Consider the following 20,542-nt stretch of genomic DNA (forward strand, 5'->3'; position numbering starts at 1 on the left):
GGCGGGGAGGAGCGGTCATGGCACCAGTGTGCGGAGTGAGCGCTCACTCCGTCAAGCGGGTAACGGAACGGGGCCGCGCCGGAACGCGGCCCCGAACCGTCAGTACGTGATCGCCATGGCCGGATCGGCCAGCAGCGCGCCGACGTCGGCGAGGAACTGCGAGCCCTGCTGCCCGTCGACCAGCCGGTGGTCGAAGCTCAGCGACAGCTGCAGCACCTTCCGCACGGCGAGCTGCCCGTCCACCACCCACGGCGCGTCCTTGATCGCGCCGAAGGCCAGGATCGCGGCCTCACCCGGGTTGATGATCGGCGTGCCGGTGTCGACCCCGAACACCCCGACGTTGGTGATGGTGATCGTCCCGTTGACCATGTCCGCGGGCGGGGTCTTGCCCTCGCGTGCGGTCGTGGTCAGCTGGTCCAGCGCCCGCGCCAGCTCGGGCAGCGACATGGCGTCCGCGTCCCGGATCTTCGGCACCACGAGCCCGCGGGGCGTCGCCGCGGCGATGCCCAGGTGCACGTAGTCCTTGTAGACGATCTCGCCGGCCGCCTCGTCCCAGGTGGCGTTGACGTCCGGCGTCCGCTTCACGGCCATGCACACGGCCTTGGCCGCGAAGGCCAGCGGGGTCAGCTTCACCCCGGCGAAGTCCGGGTGCTTCTTCAGCCGCTCGCGCAGTTCCATCATCGGCGTGACGTCGATGGTCAGGAACTCGGTGACGTGCGGCGCGGTGAACGCGCTGGACACCATCGCCTGCGCGGTCGCCTTCCGGACGCCCTTGACCGGCACCCGCCGCTCACGCGACCCGGCCACCGGCGCGGGGGCAGCGGGAGCAGCCGGACGGGCCGCCCGCTCGACGTCCTCGCGCGTGATGATCCCACCGTCCGCCGACCCGGTCAGGGTCGACAAATCGACACCGAGGTCCTTGGCGAGCTTGCGCACCGGCGGCTTGGCCAGCGGCACGTAGCCACCCCGCGCCGCCGCGGGAGCCGGCGCTGGAGCAGCCGGAGCAGCCGGAGCGGCAGGCGGTGCGGCAGGCGGCGCGGCGGACGGAGCGGCCCGGCGCGGCCGGCGCCGCGCCTCGGTCGTCTTCGAGCCGTAGCCGACCAGCGGCTTCATCTCCTCCTCGGCGGCGGCAGGCGCCGGCGCGGACGAGCCGTTCACCGCCTGTGCCGGAGCGGCGGACGACCCGGCCGGGTCGACGTCGACGGTCAGCAGCGGCGCCCCGACCTCGACGGTCGCGCCGGGCTCGGCCAGGACCTCGGTGATCACACCGGCCCACGGGATGGGCAGCTCGACGGCGGCCTTCGCGGTCTCCACCTCGACGACGATCTGGTTGACCGTCACCTCGTCGCCGGGCTGCACCCGGACGTTCAGGATCTCGGCTTCGGTCAGGCCTTCGGCGGTGTCGGCGAGCAGGAACTGCTTGTACTCGGGCACCCCGCCTCACCAGCCCATCGCGCGGTCGACGGTGTGCAGCACCCGGTCCAGGTCGGGGAGGAAGTGCTCCTCGAGCTTGGACGGCGGGTACGGGGTGTCGAACCCGGTGGCCCGCAGCACCGGCGCCTCCAGCGAGTAGAAGCACTCCTGCTGCACGCGCGCGGCGATCTCCGAGGTGATCGACGATTCCGACGACGCCTCGCTGACCGCGACCAGACGCCCCGTGCGGCGCACCGACTCGAACACCGGCGCGAGGTCGAGCGGCGAGATCGTGCGGAGGTCGATGACCTCCAGCGACCGGCCCTCTTCCGCCGCGGCCTCGGCAGCATCCAGGCACACCTTGACCGACGGCCCGTAGGCGACCAGCGTGCAGTCGGTGCCCTGGCGCACCACCCGCGAGGCGAACAGCGGCCCCGGCGGCGTGCTGGTGTCCACTTCGGACTTGAGCTGCCCGTTGTGGTAGAGCCGCTTCGGCTCGAAGAACAGCACCGGGTCGTCGCAGTCGATGGCCTGCTGGATCATCCAGTACGCGTCGGCCGGGTTGGAGCACGACACGACCTTCAGCCCGGGGATGTGCGCGAACAGCGACTCCGGCGACTCGGAGTGGTGCTCGACCGCGCCGATCCCGCCGCCGAAGGGCACCCGCACGACCACCGGGACCTTGACCTTGCCCTGCGTCCGGTAGTGCAGCTTCGCCAGCTGCGAGGAGATCTGGTCGAAGCCGGGGAAGATGAAGCCCTCGAACTGGATCTCGCACACCGGCCGGAACCCGCGCACGGCGAGGCCGACCGCGGTGCCGATGATGCCGGACTCGGCCAGCGGCGTGTCCAGCACGCGCTGCTCGCCGAAGTCCTTCTGCAGCCCGTCGGTGATGCGGAAGACGCCGCCGAGCTTGCCGACGTCCTCACCGAGGACGATGACCTTGTCGTCGGCCTCCATCGCGGCACGCAGGCCCAGGTTCAGGGCCTTGCCGATGGTCAGCTTCTGCATCGCGGGCACGGCACCGTCCACAGGGGACTTGACGGGGGCGGCCATCAGCGCTCACCCGCTTCCACGAAACCGGCGAGGTAGGACAGGTACTCGTCGCGCTGCGCGTCGAGCACGGGCGACGGTTCGGCGTACACGTTGGCGAACACGCGTTCCGGCGGCGGTTCGGGCATGTTGAAGCAGAACTCGCGCAGGTCCGCGGCGAACGCGTCGGCCTCGGCCTGGATCTGCTCGAACCACGCCTGGTCGGCGAACCCGCTGCGCGCCAGGTGCACGCGCACGCGCTCGATGGGGTCCTTGTGCTTCCACACCTCGAGCTCGTCGGAGAGCCGGTAGCGGGTAGGGTCGTCGGTGGTGGTGTGCGCGTCCATCCGGTAGGTGAACGCCTCGATCAGCACCGGGCCGTTGCCGTGGCGGCACTCTTCGAGCGCCCACCGGGTCACCGCGAGGCAGGCCAGCACGTCGTTGCCGTCGACGCGGATGCCGGGGAACCCGTACCCGCGGGCGCGCTGGTACAGCGGCAGGCGCGACTGGCGCTCGGTCGGCTCGGAGATCGCCCACTGGTTGTTCTGGCAGAAGAACACCAGCGGCGCGTCGTACACCGCGGCCCACACGAAGCCCTCGTGCACGTCGCCCTGCGAGGTGGCGCCGTCGCCGAAGTAGACGATCGTGGCCTCGCCGTCGTCGTCGCCGACCTTGCCCTCGAACTTCTGGCCCATCGCGTATCCGGCGGCGTTGAGAACCTGGTTGCCGATCACGATGGTGTACGGGTGGAAGCCGTGGGCCTGGAAGTCCCAGCCACCGTGGTCGGTGCACCGGAAGATGCCCAGCAGTTCCTTGAAGTCGACGCCGCGGGTGTAGGCCACGCCGTGTTCCCGGTAGCTGGGGAAGGCCATGTCCTGCGGCTTGAGCGCGCGGCCGGAGCCGACCTGCGCGGCTTCCTGGCCGAGCAGCGGGACCCAGATGCCGAGCTGGCCCTGGCGCTGCATGGCGTTGGCTTCCCGGTCGGCCCGGCGGACCAGCACCATGTCGCGGTAGAGCCCGCGCAGCGCTTCCGGGTCGACGTCGGAGATGTAGCGGTCGAACTGCGGCGAAGCGATCCGCTCGCCTTCGGGGGTGAGCAGCTGAGTCACCTCAGCGCCACCAGCGTCCGTGTTTCGCAAACCGGCGATCACCTGCTCCCGCGATGGTTGTGCGGCCTGTGCGGCCGGTCCTTCGCCGGGCTCCGGGTGCGTCCACTGTTCGGGGGACGGCATGCGCGTTCTCCTCGGTGTCCTGCCACGAGGCCGCTTGTGGCGGCCGCTGATGGCTGACCGGCGGCCACCGACGTTTCGGATCCGAAGCGCTCGGCAGCCGTCGGCCGTGACGGCTTACGGGGAACATCCTGACACGAACCAGGCCCGCGAGTGCAGGTCCGCGCCTGATTTGTTGCTGTGGAAGTCCGCCCTGAGCTGGGCAAACGCTCGGAAGCCCGACCGACGACCCACCGATAGTCGGCCCTGGAGGCGCGCGCTCACCTGCCCGGAAGTGACGGACGGGCCACCTCCGTCGCGCGGAGCGCTCGGGAGGTGGCCCGTCTCGGTGGTGCTGGTGACCTGCGTCACGCCACCCGGTTACAGGTTGGCCTTGGTGAACTGGTACTGCTGTGCCGCCTGTGAACTGAAGTTGTACTTGAGGGTGGCGAGTCCGAACGGCTTCGACGGGTCGACCTTGAACAGCGTGCTCGACCGCGGCGGGTTGCGGGTGTCGGCCGGGCCGTACTTGTAGTCGCCGGTGAGGCCGTCGAAGGACACCGTGCCCAGCTCGCTGGACGCCTTGAGGATGCCGTCGCGGGACAGGTCGCCCAGCTCGACGGCCTTCTCCAGCACCGCGGTCATCGCGCGGGCCTGGTTGTAGCCGAACGCGAAGTAGTAGTCCGGCTCCTGCTGCGGCGCGAACTGGTTCTTCCGGTTGACCATGTCGGCCATGCCGGGCACGGAGTTGTCGCCCCACTCGGTGCCCTCGGCGACGATCGTGACGTACTGCTGCAGGTACGGCGCGATCGCGGACTTGGCGAACGCCGACGTGTAGCTCGGCGACTGCCCGTACCACTTCGGCGCGAACCGGGCCTGCGCCGCGGTGCCCCAGATCTTGGCAGCGTCCGTCGGGGTCGCGGTCAGGAACACCATCTGGCAGCCCGCGCCGGCGAGCGCGCCGATCTGCCCGGCGTAGTTCTCCGTGCCCGACTTGAAGCGCTGCGTGTTCGCCACGGTGAAGCCGTAGCTCTTCGCCGCGAAGTCGATCCCGGCCTGGCCCGCCTCGCCGTAGACGTCGTCCTGGACCATCGTGCAGATCCTGGAGTCCTTGGTGCCGCCGCCCTCGGTGAGGTAGTGGTCCATGGCGTTGATCGACTGCACCTGGTACGGGCCGCCGACCGGCAGCAGGTTCTCCTCACGCACCCACAGCGCGTCCAGCGACGCGGGCGCGGCGAGCATCTTGTCCGCGCGCAGCTGCGGCAGCACGGCCAGCGTCGACGGCGTGCCCAGCAGCTGGGTGAACGCGACGACGTCGCCCTTGACCTTGTTGTACTGCTGCACCGCCACTTCCGGCCGGTACTGGGTGTCCTCCTGGACCAGCTCGACCTTGTACTTGCCCGCGATGCCGCCGCGGGCGTTGAGCGCGTCGAACCAGACCTTGTTGCCCGAGGTCAGCGGCTGCCCGATGACCGCGACCGGCCCGGACAGCGGGGACAGCACGCCGAGCTTGATCGTGGTGCCGTCGAAGCCGGTGGTGGCGCCGGGGTTGCCGGCCTGCCCGCCGCCACCGCCTTCGTCGTCGCCCGCGCCGCCGCACGCGGCGAGCACGAGCGTCGCCGCGGCCAGTGCCGCCGCGATCCGCGTTCTCTTCATGGACGCCTCCTCGACTGGGTTCTGTTTGATAAGCGGCGGAGCCGCTTGCGGTGGGCCGCCCGCCGGCACCGCCGCGGGTTCTGAGGTGGTTCCTGGCGAGGACAGCGCCGACGTGGTGACCTGGCGGTCATGAGGAGGCGATCCCACAGCCAGGGGCCGCCTCAGGTTCCGCCACCCGCACCGCCACGCAAGCCACTTCGACAGCCTCTCTAGTAGGAAAACGGCCAGGCCTTGAAATAGGTCTTGACGCGCAGCCAGATGCCCGCGAGCCCGCGTGGTTCGAGCACCAGGAACAGCACGATCAGCAACCCGAAGATGGCCTGGTTGAGGGCGAACACACTGATGAACCCCGAATCGCCCACGCTCGTCTGGACGCCGGGAATGACGTCGCTGTAGCGGTCGATCAACGCGGGCAGCGCGCCGACGAACAGCGCCCCGAGCACCGATCCGAAGATCGTGCCGAGACCGCCGACGATGATCACCGCGATGTACTGGATGGACAGCAGCAGGTTCCACTCGTCGGGGCTGACGAACTGCTGGTAGGACCCGAACAGCGCGCCCGCCACGGACGCGATCGCGCTGGAGATCATGAACGCGCCGATCTTGTACCGGCCCGCCCGCACGCCGATCACCTCGGCGGCCTGGTCGCGGTCCCGCACCGCCTGCAGCGCGCGGCCGGGGCGGGTGCGGGCCAGGTTCTTCACCAGCAGCGCGACCAGCCCGACCAGCGCCCAGACCAGCCAGAACCAGCCCTGGTTGCGCGAGTAGCTCTCGCCGAAGATCGACAGGTCGGCGAAGTTCACCGGCCCGATCGCGACGTCGGCGTTGACCGAGGTGCCGGAGTTGCCGCCGGTGAAGTCGTCGAGGTTGCGCCACAGGTGCTCGCCGACGAACACCAGCCCGAGCGTGACGATCGCCAGGTAGTGGCCGCGCAGCCGCAGCGTGAACGGCCCGATCAGCCCGCCCAGCAACGCGCCGATCCCGGCGGCCGCGAGCAGCCACAGCGGGAACGGCAGGCCGAAGTCGCCGCCGACCTTGGCCGTCACGTACGCGCCCGCGCCGATGAAGAACGCGTGCCCGAGCGAGATCTGCCCGCAGTAGCCGGTGAGCAGGTTGAGGCCGATCGCGCCGACCGCGGTGATCCCGGCGTAGATCAGCACGGACAGCCAGAAGTCGTCCTGCAGCACCGTCGGCAGCACCAGGAACGCCGCGATCATCAGCGCCAGCCCGAACTTCGACATCGGCGAGCCGAACAGGCGCAGGTCCTGGGCGTAGTCCCGGACGAGGTTGCGGTGCGGCTTGGGCATCAGATCCTCCGTACGTCCTTGGTTCCCAGCAGGCCGTACGGCCGGATCAGCAGGATCACGATCATCAGCAGGTAGGGCACGATGATCGACACGTTGTCGCCCGCCCAGGAGAACAGCTGGTCCTGGTAGCCGCGGGTGAGCGCCTCGGCGAGCCCGATCACGATGCCGCCGAGCACCGCGCCCGCGGGCGAGTCGAGGCCGCCGAGGATCATCGCCGGGAACGCCGCGAGCGCGATGAACCCGATCGACGGGGACAGCCCGCCCGGCCCGGCCGCCATGGTGATGCCGGCGAGCGCGGCCAGCGCCGACGCGATGGCCCACGAGACCGCGTACACCCGGCGTGCGCTGATCCCCTGCGCCAGCGCCGCTTCCGGGTCGAACGCGGTGGCCCGCATCGCCAGGCCGAGCGAGGTGAAGCGGAAGAACAGGAAGAACCCGACGACGACCGCCGCGGTCAGCCCGATCGTCCACAGGTCCCGGACGCCGAAGACGATCCCGCCTGCTTCGACGGTCTGGATGTTCCACGGGTTCTCGACCTGCAGGTTGTCGAAGCCCCAGATCGCGGTGATCAGCGGCTCCAGCACGAACAGCAGGCCGATGGTGATCATGATGACCGCGAACGGCGGCTGGCCGACCATGCGCCGCAGCACGATCCGCTCGAACCCGGCGCCCACCAGGGCCGCCGACGCGCACGCCAGCAGGATCGCCACGCCGAAGGCGATCGCCAGGTTGTTGGCGAAGGTGAAGCCGAGGTAGGCGCCGAGCGCGAGCAGCCCGCCCTGCGCGAAGTTGATCACGCCGGTCGACTTGTAGATGACCACGAAACCCAGCGCCACCAGGGCGTAGGTGGACCCGAGGGCGAGTCCGGCGAAGCAGTTCTGCAGGAACGTCGTCACCGGTACATCGCCTCGATCTCGTGCTCGAACCGCAGCTCGATGGCCCGTCGCTTGACCTTCTGCGTCGCGGTCAGCTCGCCGGCCTCGTGGTCGAGTTCCTTGCCGATCAACGAGAACCGCTTGATCTGCTCGACCTGCGAGAACTCCCGGTTGGTCTCGTCGACCACCTGCTGGATCAGCACCACCACCTCGGGTTTGGCCGACAGGTCGGCGTAGGTCGTGTACGCGAGGCCGCGGCGGGTCGCCCAGTTGCCGACCGTCTCCGCCTCGATCCCGATCAACGCGGTGAGGTACTTGCGGCGGTCCCCGATCACGATCGCCTCGCGCACGAACGGCGAGACCTTCAGCCGGTTCTCGATCTCCGACGGCGAGATGTTCTTGCCGCCCGCGGTGATGATGATGTCCTTCTTGCGGTCGGTGATTCGCAGGAACCCGTCGGCGTCGATCTCGCCGACGTCGCCGGTGTGCAGCCAGCCGTCCGCGTCCACCGCCGCCGCGGTGGCCTCCGGGTTGCGGAAGTAGCCCTGGAACACCCCGGCCGAGCGGGTGAGGATCTCGCCGTCCTCGGCGATGCGGACCTCCACGCCGGGCAGCGGTCTGCCGACCGCGCCGAGCCGCACGTCGCCGTCCGGGGTGAGCGTGGCCAGCGCGGTGTTCTCGGTCTGGCCGTAGCCCTCGCGCACCGGAACCCCGATGGCCCACAGGTATTCCAGCACCTGCGGCGCGATCGGCGCGGCGCCGGACAACGCGGTGCGGACCCGGACCAGTCCGAGTTTCTCCCGCAGGGCGCGGAAAACGAGGAACTCCGCGAGCCACAGCCGGAACCGGTCGCCCGCGGACAGCCGCCCGGTCATGCGGCGGGGCGCGATCCGGCGGCCCTGCTTGAGCCAGAACCGGTAGAGACCGCGCTTGAGCCGCGAGGCGTCGGCCATCCGGATCTCGGTGCCCGCCAGCATCTTCTCCCACACTCGCGGCACGCCGAGGAACACCGTCGGCTGCACGTCGCGCAGGTCGTTGAGGAAGGACGGGCCGCCCTCGCCGAAGTTGACCACCGAACCCGCCCACACCGAGTCGATCACCGAGGTCAGCCGCTCGGCGATGTGGCACAGCGGCAGGTAGGACAGCACCTCGTCGTCCGGGCCGCCGCCGAGCGCGTCGATGAAGGTGCGCCCGGCCGCGACGAGGTTGGCGTGCGAGATCATCGCGCCCTTGGGCGGTCCGGTGGTGCCGGAGGTGTAGACGAGGATGGCGGTGGCGTCCGGGTCGAGCCGGGACACCGACTCCTGGTAGTCGCGCAACGCGTTGTCCCGCGGGCGTTCCAGCTGCTCGAACGTCATCAGGTCGGGCAGCGCCTCCACGCGCACCCCGCGCGGGTCCATCACCACCAGACGCCGCAGGTCGGGCAGTCTGCCGCGCACCGCGAGCGCCTTGTCCAGCTGCTCCTCGTCCTCGGCGATCAGCACCTTCGCGCCGGAGTGCGACAGCAGGTACTCGACCTCGGTCTCGGGCGAGGTCGGGTAGACGCCCATGCTGATCGCGCCGATGCCCTGCACGGCCAGGTCGGCGACCACCCACTCGGGCCGGTTCTCGGCGTGGATCGCCACCCGGTCGCCCGGCTCGACGCCGAGTTCGCGCAGGCCGGCGGCGACGTTGGCGACCCGCTCGGCGTAGGCGGACCAGGTCCACTCGCGCCAGCGGCCGCGGTGCTTCTCCCGCATCGCGGTCTTGTCGCCCAGCGTGCGGGCGTGTTCCAGCAGGCGCGCGGGCAGCGTCCGCACGTCCGGGGGAGCGGCCAGTGCCGTGCTCATCGCGCACCGCCCAGGTAGGCCTCGATGACAGCGGGGTGGTTCTGGATCTCCGACGGCTTGCCGGTGGCGATCGCGACGCCGAAGTCCAGTGCGAGCACCCGGTCGGCGAGGTCCATGACCAGGCGCATGTCGTGCTCGACGAGGATCATCGCCAGGCCCAGCTCCCGCCGGACCTCGACCAGGTAGCGCGCGGTGTCCTCGGTCTCCTCCAGGTTCATGCCGGCGACCGGCTCGTCGAGCAGCAGCAGCGACGGTTCCATCGCCAGCGCGCGGCCCAGCTCGGCGCGTTTCGCGACGCCGTAGGGGAGCATCCCGGCGGGCATCCGGCGGTACGGCTCGAGTTCGAGCAGTTCGACGATCTCCTCGACGGCCGCGCGGTGCCGGACCTCCTCCCGCTTCGCGCGGCCCCACCAGAGCATCCCGGTGCCGAACCCGGTGCGCATCAGGTGGTGGCGGCCGAGCATCAGGTTCTCGATGAGCGTGAGGTGCTCGAACAGGCCGAGGTTCTGGAACGTGCGGGCGACGCCCATCGCGGCGATCGCGGCGGGCGCGCGGCCGACCAGCCGTTGGCCGTCGAGCGTGATGCTGCCCTCCTGCGGGCGGTAGACCCCGTTGAGGCAGTTGAAGATCGACGTCTTGCCCGCGCCGTTCGGGCCGATCACGGCGAACAGCTCGCCGCGGCCGACCTCGAAGCTGACGCCGTCCAGCGCCGTGACCCCGCCGAACCGCAGTGTCAGGTCGCGGACTTCGAGGATCGGTCGATCGGTGTCGGCTTCGTCCTCCCGGGCGGGTGCGGGGTCGCTGGTGGTCACGCGCTCCATCGCTTCTTCCTCCGGTAGCTCTTGACTTCGGCGAAGCTGCGCCGCTCCTCGTGCTGGGCGGCGCCGAGGTAGAACTCGCGGATGTCCTCGTCGGCGAGGAGTTCGGCGGCGGGGCCGTCCTTGACGACCTTCCCGGTTTCGACGACGTAGCCGGACCCGGCGATCGACAGCGCCATCACGGCGTTCTGCTCGACCAGCAGGACGCTGGTGCCCTGGCCGTTGATCTCGACGATGATGTCCCGCACCTGCTCGACCAGCTTGGGCGCGAGACCGAGCGAGGGCTCGTCGAGCAGCAGGAGCTTCGGCGACGCCATGAGCGCGCGGCCGATCGCGAGCATCTGCTGCTCGCCGCCGGAGAGGTAACCGGCGATCGAGCGGCGGCGCTCTTTCAGTACCGGGAACAGGTCCATCACCCTGGCGTAAGACTCGCGGACCTCGGTGCGGGAGCGGCGGGTGTAGGCGCCGGTGCGCAGGTTCTCGTCGACGGTGATCTCGGCGAAGATCCGCCTGCCCTCCATCACCTGCGCGATGCCCTTGCGCACCACGACGGCTGGGTCGGCGCCGGTGATGTCCTCGTCGCGGAAGCGGACCGTGCCCTTGGTGATCTTGCCGCGGTGTGGCACGAGCAGGCCGGTGATCGCCCGCAGCAGGGTCGTCTTGCCCGCTCCGTTCGCGCCCAGCAGCGTGACGATCGCGCCGTCGGGGACCTCCAGGCTGAGGCCCCGGAGGACCAGCACCACGTCGTCGTACACCACTTCGAGGTTGTTCACCGCCAGCACGGGTGGTGACAAGGCGTGCCCTCCGTTCCTCGTCGAACCGGGCGTTTTGTCCCCAATGTGGGTGATTGAGATCACATTGAATACGGAAGGTGGCTAGCGGTCACGGGTGGAGGCCAATGCGGAGCCGAACTGTGACCTGGCGATGGCTGGCAGAATGGCCCGGGTGGAGCAGACGACCGTGCGTGAAACCGTGCAGCGCCTCTGGGACGGCGAGGTGCTGACGAGCCTGTCCGGCCTGGTGGAGATCCCCGCCCTGTCGCAGGCCTTCGACCCCGACTGGGCCGGCAACGGGCACCTCGACGCCGCGGTGCGGCACGTGCAGAACTGGATCGCCGGGCGCGGTCTGCCCGGCGCGACGCTCGACGTGGTGCGGCTCGACGGATGCAGCCCGGTGCTGCTCGTCGACGTCCCGGCGACGCCCGGCGCGGAGGACCGCGGCACCGTGCTGCTCTACGGCCACCTCGACAAGCAGCCCCCGGTCGGCGGCTGGGCGGAGGGGCTCGGCCCGTGGACCCCGGTGGTCCGCGACGGCAGGCTGTACGGCCGCGGCTCGGCGGACGACGGGTACGCCGGCTACGCGGCGACGGCCGCGCTGGAAGCCGTGCACGCGGCAGGCGGCGCCCACGCGCGATCGGTGATCCTGCTGGAGACCGGCGAGGAGTCGGGCAGCCCCGACCTGCCGCGGTACCTGGAGCACCTGTCCGAGCGGCTGGGCCGCGTGAGTTTCGTGGTGTGCCTGGACTCCGGCGGCAACGACTACGAGCGGCTGTGGCTGACGACGAGCCTGCGCGGGATGACGCAGGTGCACGTCACGGTGCGGGTGCTCCAGGCGGCGGCGCACTCCGGGCTGGCCAGCGGCGTGGTGCCGAGCTCGTTCCGGGTGCTGCGGCAGCTGCTGGACCGCATCGAGGACGCCGAGACGGGCGAGATCAAGCTGGCGGAGCTGAACGTCGACATCCCGGCCAACCGCCGTGAAGAGGCGGCCGCGACGGTCGCGGTGGCCCCCGGTGCGATCAGTGGTTCGTTCCCGCTGATGCCCGGGATGCGCCCGGTGTCGGACGACGAGCTGGAGCTGCTGCTGAACCAGTCGTGGCGGCCCACGCTGTCGGTGATCGGCGCCGAGGGCTTTCCGGAGCCGGCGAACGCCGGCAACGTCCTGCGCGACCACACGACGCTGGCGCTGAGCTTCCGCCTCCCGCCGACGGCCGACGCGGCGGCGGCGCTGAACGCGGTGGAGAAGGCGCTGACCACGGACGTGCCCTACGGCGCGGTGGTCGAACTGTCCGGTTTGGAGTCCGCGAACGGCTGGAACGCGCCCGACCCGTCGCCGTGGCTGGCTTCGGCGCTGGAGCGGGTCAGCGACGAGGTCTTCGGAGCGCCGTGGCGCAGCGTCGGGCTCGGCGGGTCGATCCCGTTCATGGGCCTGCTGGGCGAGAAGTACCCGGAGGCGCAGTTCCTGGTGACGGGCGCGCTGGGGCCCGACTCGAACGCCCACGTCCCCGACGAGTGGCTGCACCTGGCCCAGGCGAAGCGGCTCACCGAGGCGGTGGCGCACATGCTGGACGCCCACGCCCGCGGCTGATCGCGACCCCGGCGCCGACCACCAGCAGGGACGACTGCTGGTCCGGCGCCGGGAGCCGCCCACCCGACAGCCCCCCAGTCCCCGAGGACGAACACGCTGGCGGCGGGCGCCGCGGTGAAGCGGTAGGTGGGTCGGTCGCGCAGCAGGCCACGGTGCGAGCCGCCGGCCCGCCACTCGCTTGATGAACAGCAGCGGCCGCCACCGTGACGACGTTGGCGCCGCGGTTTCGGCCACAGCCGGCCTGTGCTCCGGGCCACGCAGGGTCACCCGCGTGTTACCGACTGGTTACCGGGTAGACCCGAAATGCGGCCGTAACCACTCGATGCTGTGCGTGACCGTCAACAAGTGGCAGGATGCGTGCACTCGATAAGTATGACCTACTAGGAGTAAACCGTGTCGCGTCGATCGTTACGCAATGCGCTTGTTCTGTCGGCCACGCTCGCCATCGCGGCGACCGCGACGGCCTGCGCGCAGGAGGTCAACACCGGCGGCGACACCCAGGCCGGCGGTGAGATCAGCCTCAAGGAGACCGGCTTCCTCACCACGTGCACACACCTGCCGTACGCGCCGTTCCAGTTCACCGAGGGTGACAAGACCGTCGGGTTCGACGTGGACCTCGTGGACATGGTCGCGCAGAACCTCGGGGTGCAGCAGAAGATCTTCGACACCCCGTTCGAGGGCATCGAGTCGGGCGAGTCGCTCAACACCGGCCAGTGCGACGTCGCCGCCGCGGCCATGACGATCACCCCGGAGCGGCAGGCCGTGATGGACTTCTCGGTCGGCTACTTCGACGCCAACCAGGCGCTGCTGGTCAAGAAGGGCTCCGGCATCGACAGCCTGGAGAAGCTGCGCGGCAAGAAGCTCGGCGTCCAGCTCGGCACCACCGGTGAGGACTACGCCGAGGCGAACAAGGCCCAGTACGGCTACGAGATCGTCCAGTTCGAGGACCTCGCGCTGGAGCAGACCGCGGTCAAGACCGGCCAGGTCGACGCGGGCATCAACGACAACTCGGTGCACTACGAGTTCCTCAAGACCAACCCGGACGTCGAGGTGACGACCGAGTTCAAGACCGGTGACCAGTACGGCGTCGCCGTGCGCAAGGGCAACGGCGCGCTGCTCGCGAAGGTCAACGAGGTCATCAACGCCGCCAAGGCGGACGGCCGCTACGACGCCATCTACCAGAAGTGGTTCAACAAGCTGCCGGAAAGCAAGTAACCGGAAGCCACTTCTGCGAGGAGTTCCACCGTGGCGATGTCTCGCCGTAAACGCGCCCAGCTGTTCCGGGGCGCGCAGTACGCGCTGCTGGTGATCGTCATCCTGGTCGCGGCGTTCGTGGCCGACTGGGGCGAGATCCAGCGCGCGTTCTTCAACGTCGACGCGGCCCGCGCGCAGTTCCCCGGTGTCATCACGACGGCGCTGGTCAACACCATCGTCTACACCGCGCTCGGGTTCGCGTTCGGGCTGGCCGTCGGTCTGGTGCTGGCCCTGATGAAGCTGTCGCCGGTCGGGCCGTACCGCTGGATCGCGACCGTCTACATCGAGTTCTTCCGCGGGGTCCCGGCGCTGCTGGTGTTCATCACGCTGGGCTTCGGTGCGCCGCTGGCGTTCGGGTTGAAGTTCGACATCTACTCGACCGTGATGCTGTCGCTCGGCCTGGTCGGCTCCGCCTACATCGCGGAGACGATCCGGGCCGGCATCCAGGCGGTGCCGGCGGGTCAGCGGGAGGCGGCGCGGTCGCTGGGCATGTCCCAGGGGCGGGCGATGATCTCGATCGTCATCCCGCAGGCGTTCCGCATCATCCTGCCGCCGCTGACCAACGAGCTGATCCTGCTCACCAAGGACTCGTCGCTGATCTACCTGCTGGGCCTGGCCCGCGACGAGTACGAGCTGACGAAGTTCGGCCGCGAGGGCCTGAACGCGACCGGGTCGCTGACGCCGATCCTGCTCGCCGGGCTGTGCTACCTGATCATCACGATCCCACTGGGCTACCTGTCCCGGTACCTGGAGCGGCGCACCGGGCGCAAGAGCCAGCGCGGACTGGAGGTCGAAGCGTGACCGGCGACGTGATCGTCCAGGTGTCCGGACTGCACAAGGCGTTCGGCAGGCTGGAGGTGCTCAAGGGCATCGACCTGGAGGTGCGGCGCGGGCAGGTGGTCTGCATCATCGGGCCGTCCGGCTCGGGCAAGTCGACGCTGCTGCGCTGCGTGAACCTGCTGGAGGAGCCCAACGAGGGCTCGGTCGTGGTGAACGGGTTCGAGATCACCGACCCGGACATCGACATCGACCGCGCGCGGCGGGGCATCGGCATGGTGTTCCAGTCGTTCAACCTGTTCAGCCACCTGTCGGTGCTGGACAACCTCACCATCGCGCAGCGCAAGGTCCTCAAGCGGGACAAGGCCGAGGCCGAGCGGATCGCGATGGAGAACCTGCGCAAGGTCGGGCTGACCGGCAAGGAGCGCTCGCTGCCCACGCAGCTCTCCGGCGGCCAGCAGCAGCGCGTCGCGATCGCGCGTGCGTTGTCCATGGACCCGGACGTGATGCTGTTCGACGAGCCCACGTCGGCCCTGGACCCGGAGCTGGTCGGCGACGTGCTCGCCGTGATGCGCCAGCTGGCCCGCGACGGCATGACGATGCTGGTGGTCACCCACGAGATGCAGTTCGCGCGTGAGGTGGCCGACGTGGTGCTGTTCATGGACGGTGGCGTGGTGGTCGAGCAGGGGCCGCCGTCCCAGGTGATCGCGGACCCGCAGCACGAGCGCACGCAGACGTTCCTGTCGCGCGTGCTGAACCCGGCCCACGTCGACGAGTAGTAGCGCGGGACCCCCCTCGTCCGCGACGATCGTCCGAACCAGGTGGCGATCGTCGCGGGGAGGGGTGCCCGGATGCCGGTGTTGTACTTCGCGCACAGCTACCGCGAGCGGGACGCGCGCATCGTGGACTACTTCGGCCGTCTGATGCGCAGCGAAGGCCTGGTGCCCAGCCTCGATCCGCCATCGGACTCGGTGAACGGCGCGAAGCTGCAGCGCCACCTCAACGCCAGTGACGGGATGATCGCCGTGCTGAGCCGCCGCGAGGACGGCACGTCGCCGCACATCCTGTTCGAACTCGCGCTGGCGATGCGGGCGGGGTTCCCGGTGCTCGTCTTCATCGAGGACACGCTGCCGAACGACGCGGTATCGCCGCACGTTCCGCAGCAACGGTTTTCTTACCGGTCGTTCCTGCGCCAGGCCCCGGCGCACCGCCAGGCGTTGAGGTTCTTCAAGGCCTACCTGGCCTCGACGCCACCCGGCGGTTACGTGCCGCTCGGCCGCCGCCGTTCCTGCCTCATCGTCCAGTCCGCTCCGGAACCGTTGGTCGAGGCGACCGCGCGCTGGATAGCGCAGTACGCGGAGTACGAGGTGGGCGTCCTGGACCAGCGGACCGACGCACCGCCGTGGCGGCCGTTCGACGAGATCCGGTCCGCTTCCGTGCTGGTCACCTTCGCGTCCAGCGGGCAGCCCCGGGATCACCTGACCGGCTTCGCGACGGCCGCGGGCGTGCCGACGATCGAACTGACCGCCGATCCCGGCTACCGTCACCACCCGGCGATCCCCGACGAGTACCAGCCTCGGCTGGTGCGCGGGACGGAGGAGCTGCCCGGAGTCCTCGCCACCGAGTTCGAGCTCTTCGAGCAGGACTTCCTGGAGCTGACCGACCAGGACGCGGTCGACCGCTACACGTCCTTCCTCGTCGATCTCGAGGGGGACTACGACTCGACGACCCGCGAGACCGCGATGGAGGTTGTGATGGGCGACAAGTACGAGGTCTCCGGCCAGACGGGCGCCGTCGGCCGGAACGCGCGCGCGAAGGACATGACGTTCCAGCAGGTCTGGCAGGGCGAAGGTGACCGCCTGGATCTGCCGAGGCTGGCCGGTGAACTGGAGATCCTCCGGTTGGAGCTGAAGCGCCAGGCGACGACGCGCGAGCACGACGCCGTCGTGGCCGAGATCGGTGCGGCCGCGGAGGCGGCCGAGCGCGGCGACGGCCCGGAGACCCTGAGCCGTCTGCAGCGGGCGGGCAAGTGGGCCCTCGGAGCGGCCACCGCGATCGGCACCGGAGTTGCTGCCGCGGCCATCAAAGTGGCGATAGGCTTCTAGCGCATCCGCCCGGGAACCCGCGGCGTCGCCTGTTCGTCGGAGCCTTGTGGGCAGGCGGGTGAAGGAGGGGGATTCACGGATGCCGGTAGGCCAGCCGGGTCAGGCGGAGCGGGAGTTGCCTGCCCTGGATCCCTTCCGCGGAGTGCCGGACCGGCGCTACCACCTCGCCGCGGAGGAGCTGCTCAGACCGTTGCTGGAGCCCGGCAGCGGCGGCCTGCTGCGCTGGCGCAAGCAGACCAGCAACGCCCCGATCGTCGCCGTGGAAAACGCTTACATCAGTGGGCGGCTCGACCTGCGCGGGGCGGACCTGGACTGCCTGTTCCGCTTCGAGAACTGCCGCTTCGAGCACCCGCCGGACGTGCGCGAGGCCAAGATCCTCGGGCTGGTCTTCCGGCGCTGCTGGCTGCCCGGGCTCAAGGCCCGCAACCTGCGCAGCCGCAACGACGTCCGCCTCATCCGCTGCGTCGTGCAGGTCCTGCCGGGCAGCGACGACGGCGAGACCGCGGTGCAGCGCGGCGACACCCGCGAGCGCGGCGTGCCGGACGCCGCCATCAACCTGACCGACGCCGTCGTCGAAGGATCCGTAGTCCTCACCCGCACGGCGGTCGACTACCCGCAGGGCCGCGCGATCCAGGCCGACCGGCTGATCATCGCCGGCGCGCTGCTGGCCTACCGCATGCAGACCGAGGGCGAGGTCCGGCTCCCCGGCATGCGCACCGGCGGCAACGTGAACTTCTCCGGCGCCAAGCTGCGCAACCCGGACGGCTTCGCGCTCGACGGGAACGGCGCGCACATCGGCGGCAGCCTGCTGTGCGAGGTCGACAACTACGGCGCGGCCAGCACGCGGCAGCCGTTCTCCGCGCACGGTGTGCTGCACCTGCCGAGCATGCGCGTCAACGGCGACATCGTGCTGCGCGCCGCCGAGCTGCAGAGCGAGCAGCAGGGCCGGATCGTCGTCGAGGCGTGGAAGTCGAGCGACCCGTACGTCGACCCGTGGCCGGCGCTGGTCGGCGACCGGTGGCAGGTGGACGGCAACGTCGAGCTGTCCGACGGGCTGTCCGCGGTCGGCACGCTGCGCATGATCAACGCGAAGATCGGCGGCACCCTGCGCCTGGCCCGCGCGCGCATCACGGTGCCGCGCGGTTCGGTCGAGCCGTACTACGACCGCGCGCTGCACCTGGACGGCTCGCAGATCAGCAGCGATCTGGAGGCGACCGGCCTGGAGATCCCGTCCGGACAGCTGCGGATGGCCGACGTGACGGTCCGCGGGAACCTGCTCGCCGGGCGGGTGCGCCTGCGGCACGCGGAACGCGACGTCCTGTCCGCCCGCCGGATGACGGTGGCGGGCAACTTCCACCTGCACGAGGCGACCATCGAGGGCACGCTGCGGCTTCAGGGCGTCGAGGTCGGCGGCAGCGTCTACCTCTACGGCACCGACGTCACCAAGCCGGCGGTGCGCAACCGGACCAGCTTCTCGGTGGACCTGCGCACGGTGAAGGTGGGCCGCGACATCACGCTCACCAGCGCCGGTGAGCAGCCGTTCCACGCCGAGGGCGGCGTCAACATGGACGGCGCCACCGCGGGCCGCCGCATCGACTTCACCGGCGCGGTGCTGGGCTCGTACAACAAGCACGCGATCGCGCTGGACGCGAGCGACGTGGGGGCGGACGAGTTCCTGCTCAACTTCGCCGAGCCGGCCACCGGCAGCATCGTGCTGCGGCACGCGCACTGCCAGACGCTGGAGGACAACGACAACTTCTGGCAGGCCGAGGGCGGCATCGAGCTGGAGGACTTTCGCTACGACGTCCTCAAGCGCCCGATCGACATGAAGGACGACGCCGCGGTGCGGGACCGCATCGAGCGGCTGCGCACCGCGATGGCCGGGTACCGGCCGGGCCCCTACGACCAGCTCGCCGCGATGCTGCGCAACAGCGGCAACGAGGAGCACGCCTCGACGGTGCTGTTCAAGAAGCAGCAGTACCGCTACGAGGCGCTCGCCCAGGGCTACCGGGTGCTCGGGCCTGGTGTGCGGTTGTGGAGCTGGCTGCAGCGGTGGATGGTCGGTTACGGCTACCGCCCGGTGCGGGCGCTGGCCTGGCTGATCGCGCTGCTGGCCGCGGGCAGCGTCTACTTCGGCACGGGCACCGACTCGTGTGTGAACGACCCGGTGCGGTACATGGTGAGCGGCCCGCGGTGCGCGGTCGACCAGCAGGAGACGGGCCTGGAGTGGAACCCGGTGCTGTACACGCTGGACCTGCTGGTGCCGATCGTCGACTTCGGCAACAAGGGCCGCTGGTACATGCACGACCTGGACAAGTGGGTGTCGAACGGGTTCACCGCGATGGGCTGGGTACTGGCGACGACCGTCGCGGCCGGCGCCGGCCGCATGATCCGCCGGGAGACCTGAGGGCCGCCGGAGCGGCCCCCAGGCCCGGGTTCAGTGGCAGAGTTCAGTGGCGGGGCAGCCGGGGCCGGTGGCCCTTCTCCTGGGTGGGCGGTTCGCTGACCGTCGGCGGCATCGCCGGGGCGGGCAGGTTCGCCGCCTCGTACCGGGACAGCGTCAGCGGCCCGCTGGTGTCGGGCAGCGTCGGCGGTTTCGTCCCGCCCTCGTGGAACCGGAACGCGGAGGTGAGGTCGCCGAAGGTGGACCGCCGCCACGCGGAGATGTTGGGTTCCGCGACCCCGGTGACGCGTTCGAGGAGCCGCAGCTGGGAGGTGTGGTCGAAGTTCTCGCTGCACACCCAGCCGCCCGCGGTCCACGGCGACACGATGATGCACGGCACGCGGAAGCCGCCGCCGATCCACAGCCCGTTGCCCTTGGTGCCGCCGGGTGAGGTGCCGGTGACGAACTCGCCGGGGGTGCCCGCGGGCGGGATGGGCGGGACGACGTGGTCGAAGAGGCCGTCGTTCTCGTCGTAGCTGAGGATGAACACGGTCTTGGCCCACACGTCCGGGTTGGCCGCGATGGCGTCGATCTTGCTGGCGACGAACGCGGCGCCGTCGGCCGGTGTGTAATCGGGGTGCTCGGACTGGGTGCTGGTGGTGATGATCCAGGAGACGGTCGGCAGTTTGTCGTTGCGCGCGTCGTACTCGAACTGGCCTTCGGGCCGGTGGGTGAGGCCGTTGACGGCGAGTTCGGAGTCCGGCGCGGCGTTTTTGAAGGCCGTGAAGTTCTCCAGCATGTTGCAGCCGTAGGTGTCGTCCTGTTCGTAGACCTTCCAGCTGATGCCGGCTTCGGTGAGCCGTTCGGCGTAGGTCTTCCAGGTGTAGCCGCCAGCCGGGGCCTTGTTGTCGAGGATCGGCCCGCCGTGTTCGCCGTCGGGGTCGATGGTGCCGGTCATCCACATCATGCGATTGGGCCAGGTGGGGCCGAGCACGGAGCAGAAGTAGCTGTCGCAGATGGTGAACGCCTCGGCGAGGGCGAACTGGAAGGGCAGGTCGGCACGGGTGTGGTAGCCCATGACGTAGGGCCCGTTCTTGCCGTCGGCCTTGCGGTGGGCAGGCAGCCAGTTGTCCATCTTGCCGCCGTTGAGCGAGTCGTGCTGGACCTGCCAGGCGTGTGAGGTGGACGGGATCTTCTGGGCGTTGGTCGCGTGCGTGTCGAGGTGGAACGGCAGCGCGTAGCCCGCCGGGTTCTGCGCGTCGGGCTGGTAGAACACCGACCGCCCGGACGGCAGCCGCACCGCGTCCGGGTCGTCGAACCCGCGGACGCCGGAGAGGGTGCCGAAGTAGTGGTCGAACGAGCGGTTCTCCTGCATGAGCAGGACGACGTGCTCGATGTCCCGCAGGGATCCGCGTTTCGGCGCTTCCTGGGCCAGCGCCCGTTGCACGTTGGGCGGCATCAACGCCGAGGCCGCCGCCGCAGCCCCAGCCCCCAAGACCCGCCGCCGAGTGACTCCAGACA

General features: G+C 70.1%; 16 protein-coding genes. 6 read left to right on the plus strand and 10 right to left on the minus strand.

Annotated features, from left to right (window positions below; all coding sequences use genetic code 11):
* Window positions 1–99 precede the first annotated feature (99 nt).
* From L2C96_RS21215 to L2C96_RS21255, 9 genes are all read right to left on the minus strand, one after another.
* Entirely contained in the window at window positions 100–1,434 is a 1,335-nt protein-coding gene (locus L2C96_RS21215) for a dihydrolipoamide acetyltransferase family protein (protein ID WP_237337465.1), read from the minus strand.
* A 6-nt stretch (window positions 1,435–1,440) separates the two neighbouring features.
* Window positions 1,441–2,469 carry an alpha-ketoacid dehydrogenase subunit beta gene (locus L2C96_RS21220; protein WP_237337466.1) on the minus strand — a complete coding sequence of 343 codons (1,029 nt, stop codon included), beginning with the start codon at window positions 2,467–2,469 and terminating at the stop codon, window positions 1,441–1,443.
* A complete protein-coding gene (gene pdhA / locus L2C96_RS21225) occupies window positions 2,469–3,677 on the minus strand; it encodes a pyruvate dehydrogenase (acetyl-transferring) E1 component subunit alpha (RefSeq protein WP_237337467.1) in 1,209 nt (402 codons plus the stop codon). The genes L2C96_RS21220 and pdhA overlap by 1 nt, the downstream gene beginning before the upstream one ends.
* A 357-nt stretch (window positions 3,678–4,034) precedes the next feature.
* Window positions 4,035–5,309 (minus strand): ABC transporter substrate-binding protein, encoded by a 1,275-nt coding sequence (locus L2C96_RS21230; protein ID WP_020416347.1) that lies wholly within the window; start codon window positions 5,307–5,309, stop codon window positions 4,035–4,037.
* A gap of 209 nt (window positions 5,310–5,518) precedes the next feature.
* Window positions 5,519–6,616, minus strand: coding sequence for a branched-chain amino acid ABC transporter permease (locus tag L2C96_RS21235; RefSeq protein WP_020416348.1), 1,098 nt, complete (start codon window positions 6,614–6,616; stop codon window positions 5,519–5,521).
* Window positions 6,616–7,512, minus strand: coding sequence for a branched-chain amino acid ABC transporter permease (locus tag L2C96_RS21240; protein ID WP_020416349.1), 897 nt, complete (start codon window positions 7,510–7,512; stop codon window positions 6,616–6,618). Before L2C96_RS21240 ends, L2C96_RS21235 begins: the two co-directional genes overlap by 1 nt.
* Window positions 7,509–9,320 carry an AMP-dependent synthetase/ligase gene (locus L2C96_RS21245; RefSeq protein WP_237337468.1) on the minus strand — a complete coding sequence of 604 codons (1,812 nt, stop codon included), beginning with the start codon at window positions 9,318–9,320 and terminating at the stop codon, window positions 7,509–7,511. Before L2C96_RS21245 ends, L2C96_RS21240 begins: the two co-directional genes overlap by 4 nt.
* The gene (locus L2C96_RS21250; protein ID WP_020416351.1) at window positions 9,317–10,141 is read right to left on the minus strand and encodes an ABC transporter ATP-binding protein; all 825 of its coding nucleotides are present in this window, start codon (window positions 10,139–10,141) and stop codon (window positions 9,317–9,319) included. The genes L2C96_RS21245 and L2C96_RS21250 overlap by 4 nt, the downstream gene beginning before the upstream one ends.
* Complete coding sequence (locus L2C96_RS21255) at window positions 10,129–10,920, minus strand: ABC transporter ATP-binding protein (RefSeq protein ID WP_020416352.1); 792 nt, start codon at window positions 10,918–10,920, stop codon at window positions 10,129–10,131. The genes L2C96_RS21250 and L2C96_RS21255 overlap by 13 nt, the downstream gene beginning before the upstream one ends.
* Window positions 10,921–11,074: 154 nt before the next feature.
* Here L2C96_RS21255 and L2C96_RS21260 point away from each other — a divergent pair, with 154 nt between their 5' ends.
* The 6 genes from L2C96_RS21260 to L2C96_RS21285 all read left to right on the plus strand — a co-directional run bounded on the left by L2C96_RS21260 (window position 11,075) and on the right by L2C96_RS21285 (window position 19,045).
* Complete coding sequence (locus L2C96_RS21260; RefSeq protein ID WP_020416353.1) at window positions 11,075–12,502, plus strand: M20/M25/M40 family metallo-hydrolase; 1,428 nt, start codon at window positions 11,075–11,077, stop codon at window positions 12,500–12,502.
* Window positions 12,503–12,895: 393 nt separating this feature from the next.
* Window positions 12,896–13,717 carry a transporter substrate-binding domain-containing protein gene (locus L2C96_RS21265; RefSeq protein WP_020416354.1) on the plus strand — a complete coding sequence of 274 codons (822 nt, stop codon included), beginning with the start codon at window positions 12,896–12,898 and terminating at the stop codon, window positions 13,715–13,717.
* A gap of 30 nt (window positions 13,718–13,747) precedes the next feature.
* Complete coding sequence (locus L2C96_RS21270; protein ID WP_020416355.1) at window positions 13,748–14,557, plus strand: amino acid ABC transporter permease; 810 nt, start codon at window positions 13,748–13,750, stop codon at window positions 14,555–14,557.
* Entirely contained in the window at window positions 14,554–15,312 is a 759-nt protein-coding gene (locus L2C96_RS21275) for an amino acid ABC transporter ATP-binding protein (protein ID WP_020416356.1), read from the plus strand. Before L2C96_RS21270 ends, L2C96_RS21275 begins: the two co-directional genes overlap by 4 nt.
* A 72-nt stretch (window positions 15,313–15,384) precedes the next feature.
* A complete protein-coding gene (locus L2C96_RS21280) occupies window positions 15,385–16,638 on the plus strand; it encodes a hypothetical protein (protein ID WP_237337469.1) in 1,254 nt (417 codons plus the stop codon).
* Between the two features lie 79 nt (window positions 16,639–16,717).
* Window positions 16,718–19,045: a translocation/assembly module TamB domain-containing protein gene (locus tag L2C96_RS21285; RefSeq protein ID WP_237337470.1), complete on the plus strand. Its 2,328-nt coding sequence runs from the start codon at window positions 16,718–16,720 to the stop codon at window positions 19,043–19,045.
* 43 nt (window positions 19,046–19,088) lie between these two features.
* On the opposite strand, the gene L2C96_RS21290 is transcribed toward L2C96_RS21285, so the two are convergent.
* Complete coding sequence (locus L2C96_RS21290) at window positions 19,089–20,480, minus strand: alkaline phosphatase family protein (protein WP_237337471.1); 1,392 nt, start codon at window positions 20,478–20,480, stop codon at window positions 19,089–19,091.
* Window positions 20,481–20,542: the final 62 nt, after the last annotated feature.

This window comes from Amycolatopsis tucumanensis (assembly GCF_021654135.1).
Lineage (GTDB): Bacteria > Actinomycetota > Actinomycetes > Mycobacteriales > Pseudonocardiaceae > Amycolatopsis_E > Amycolatopsis_E tucumanensis.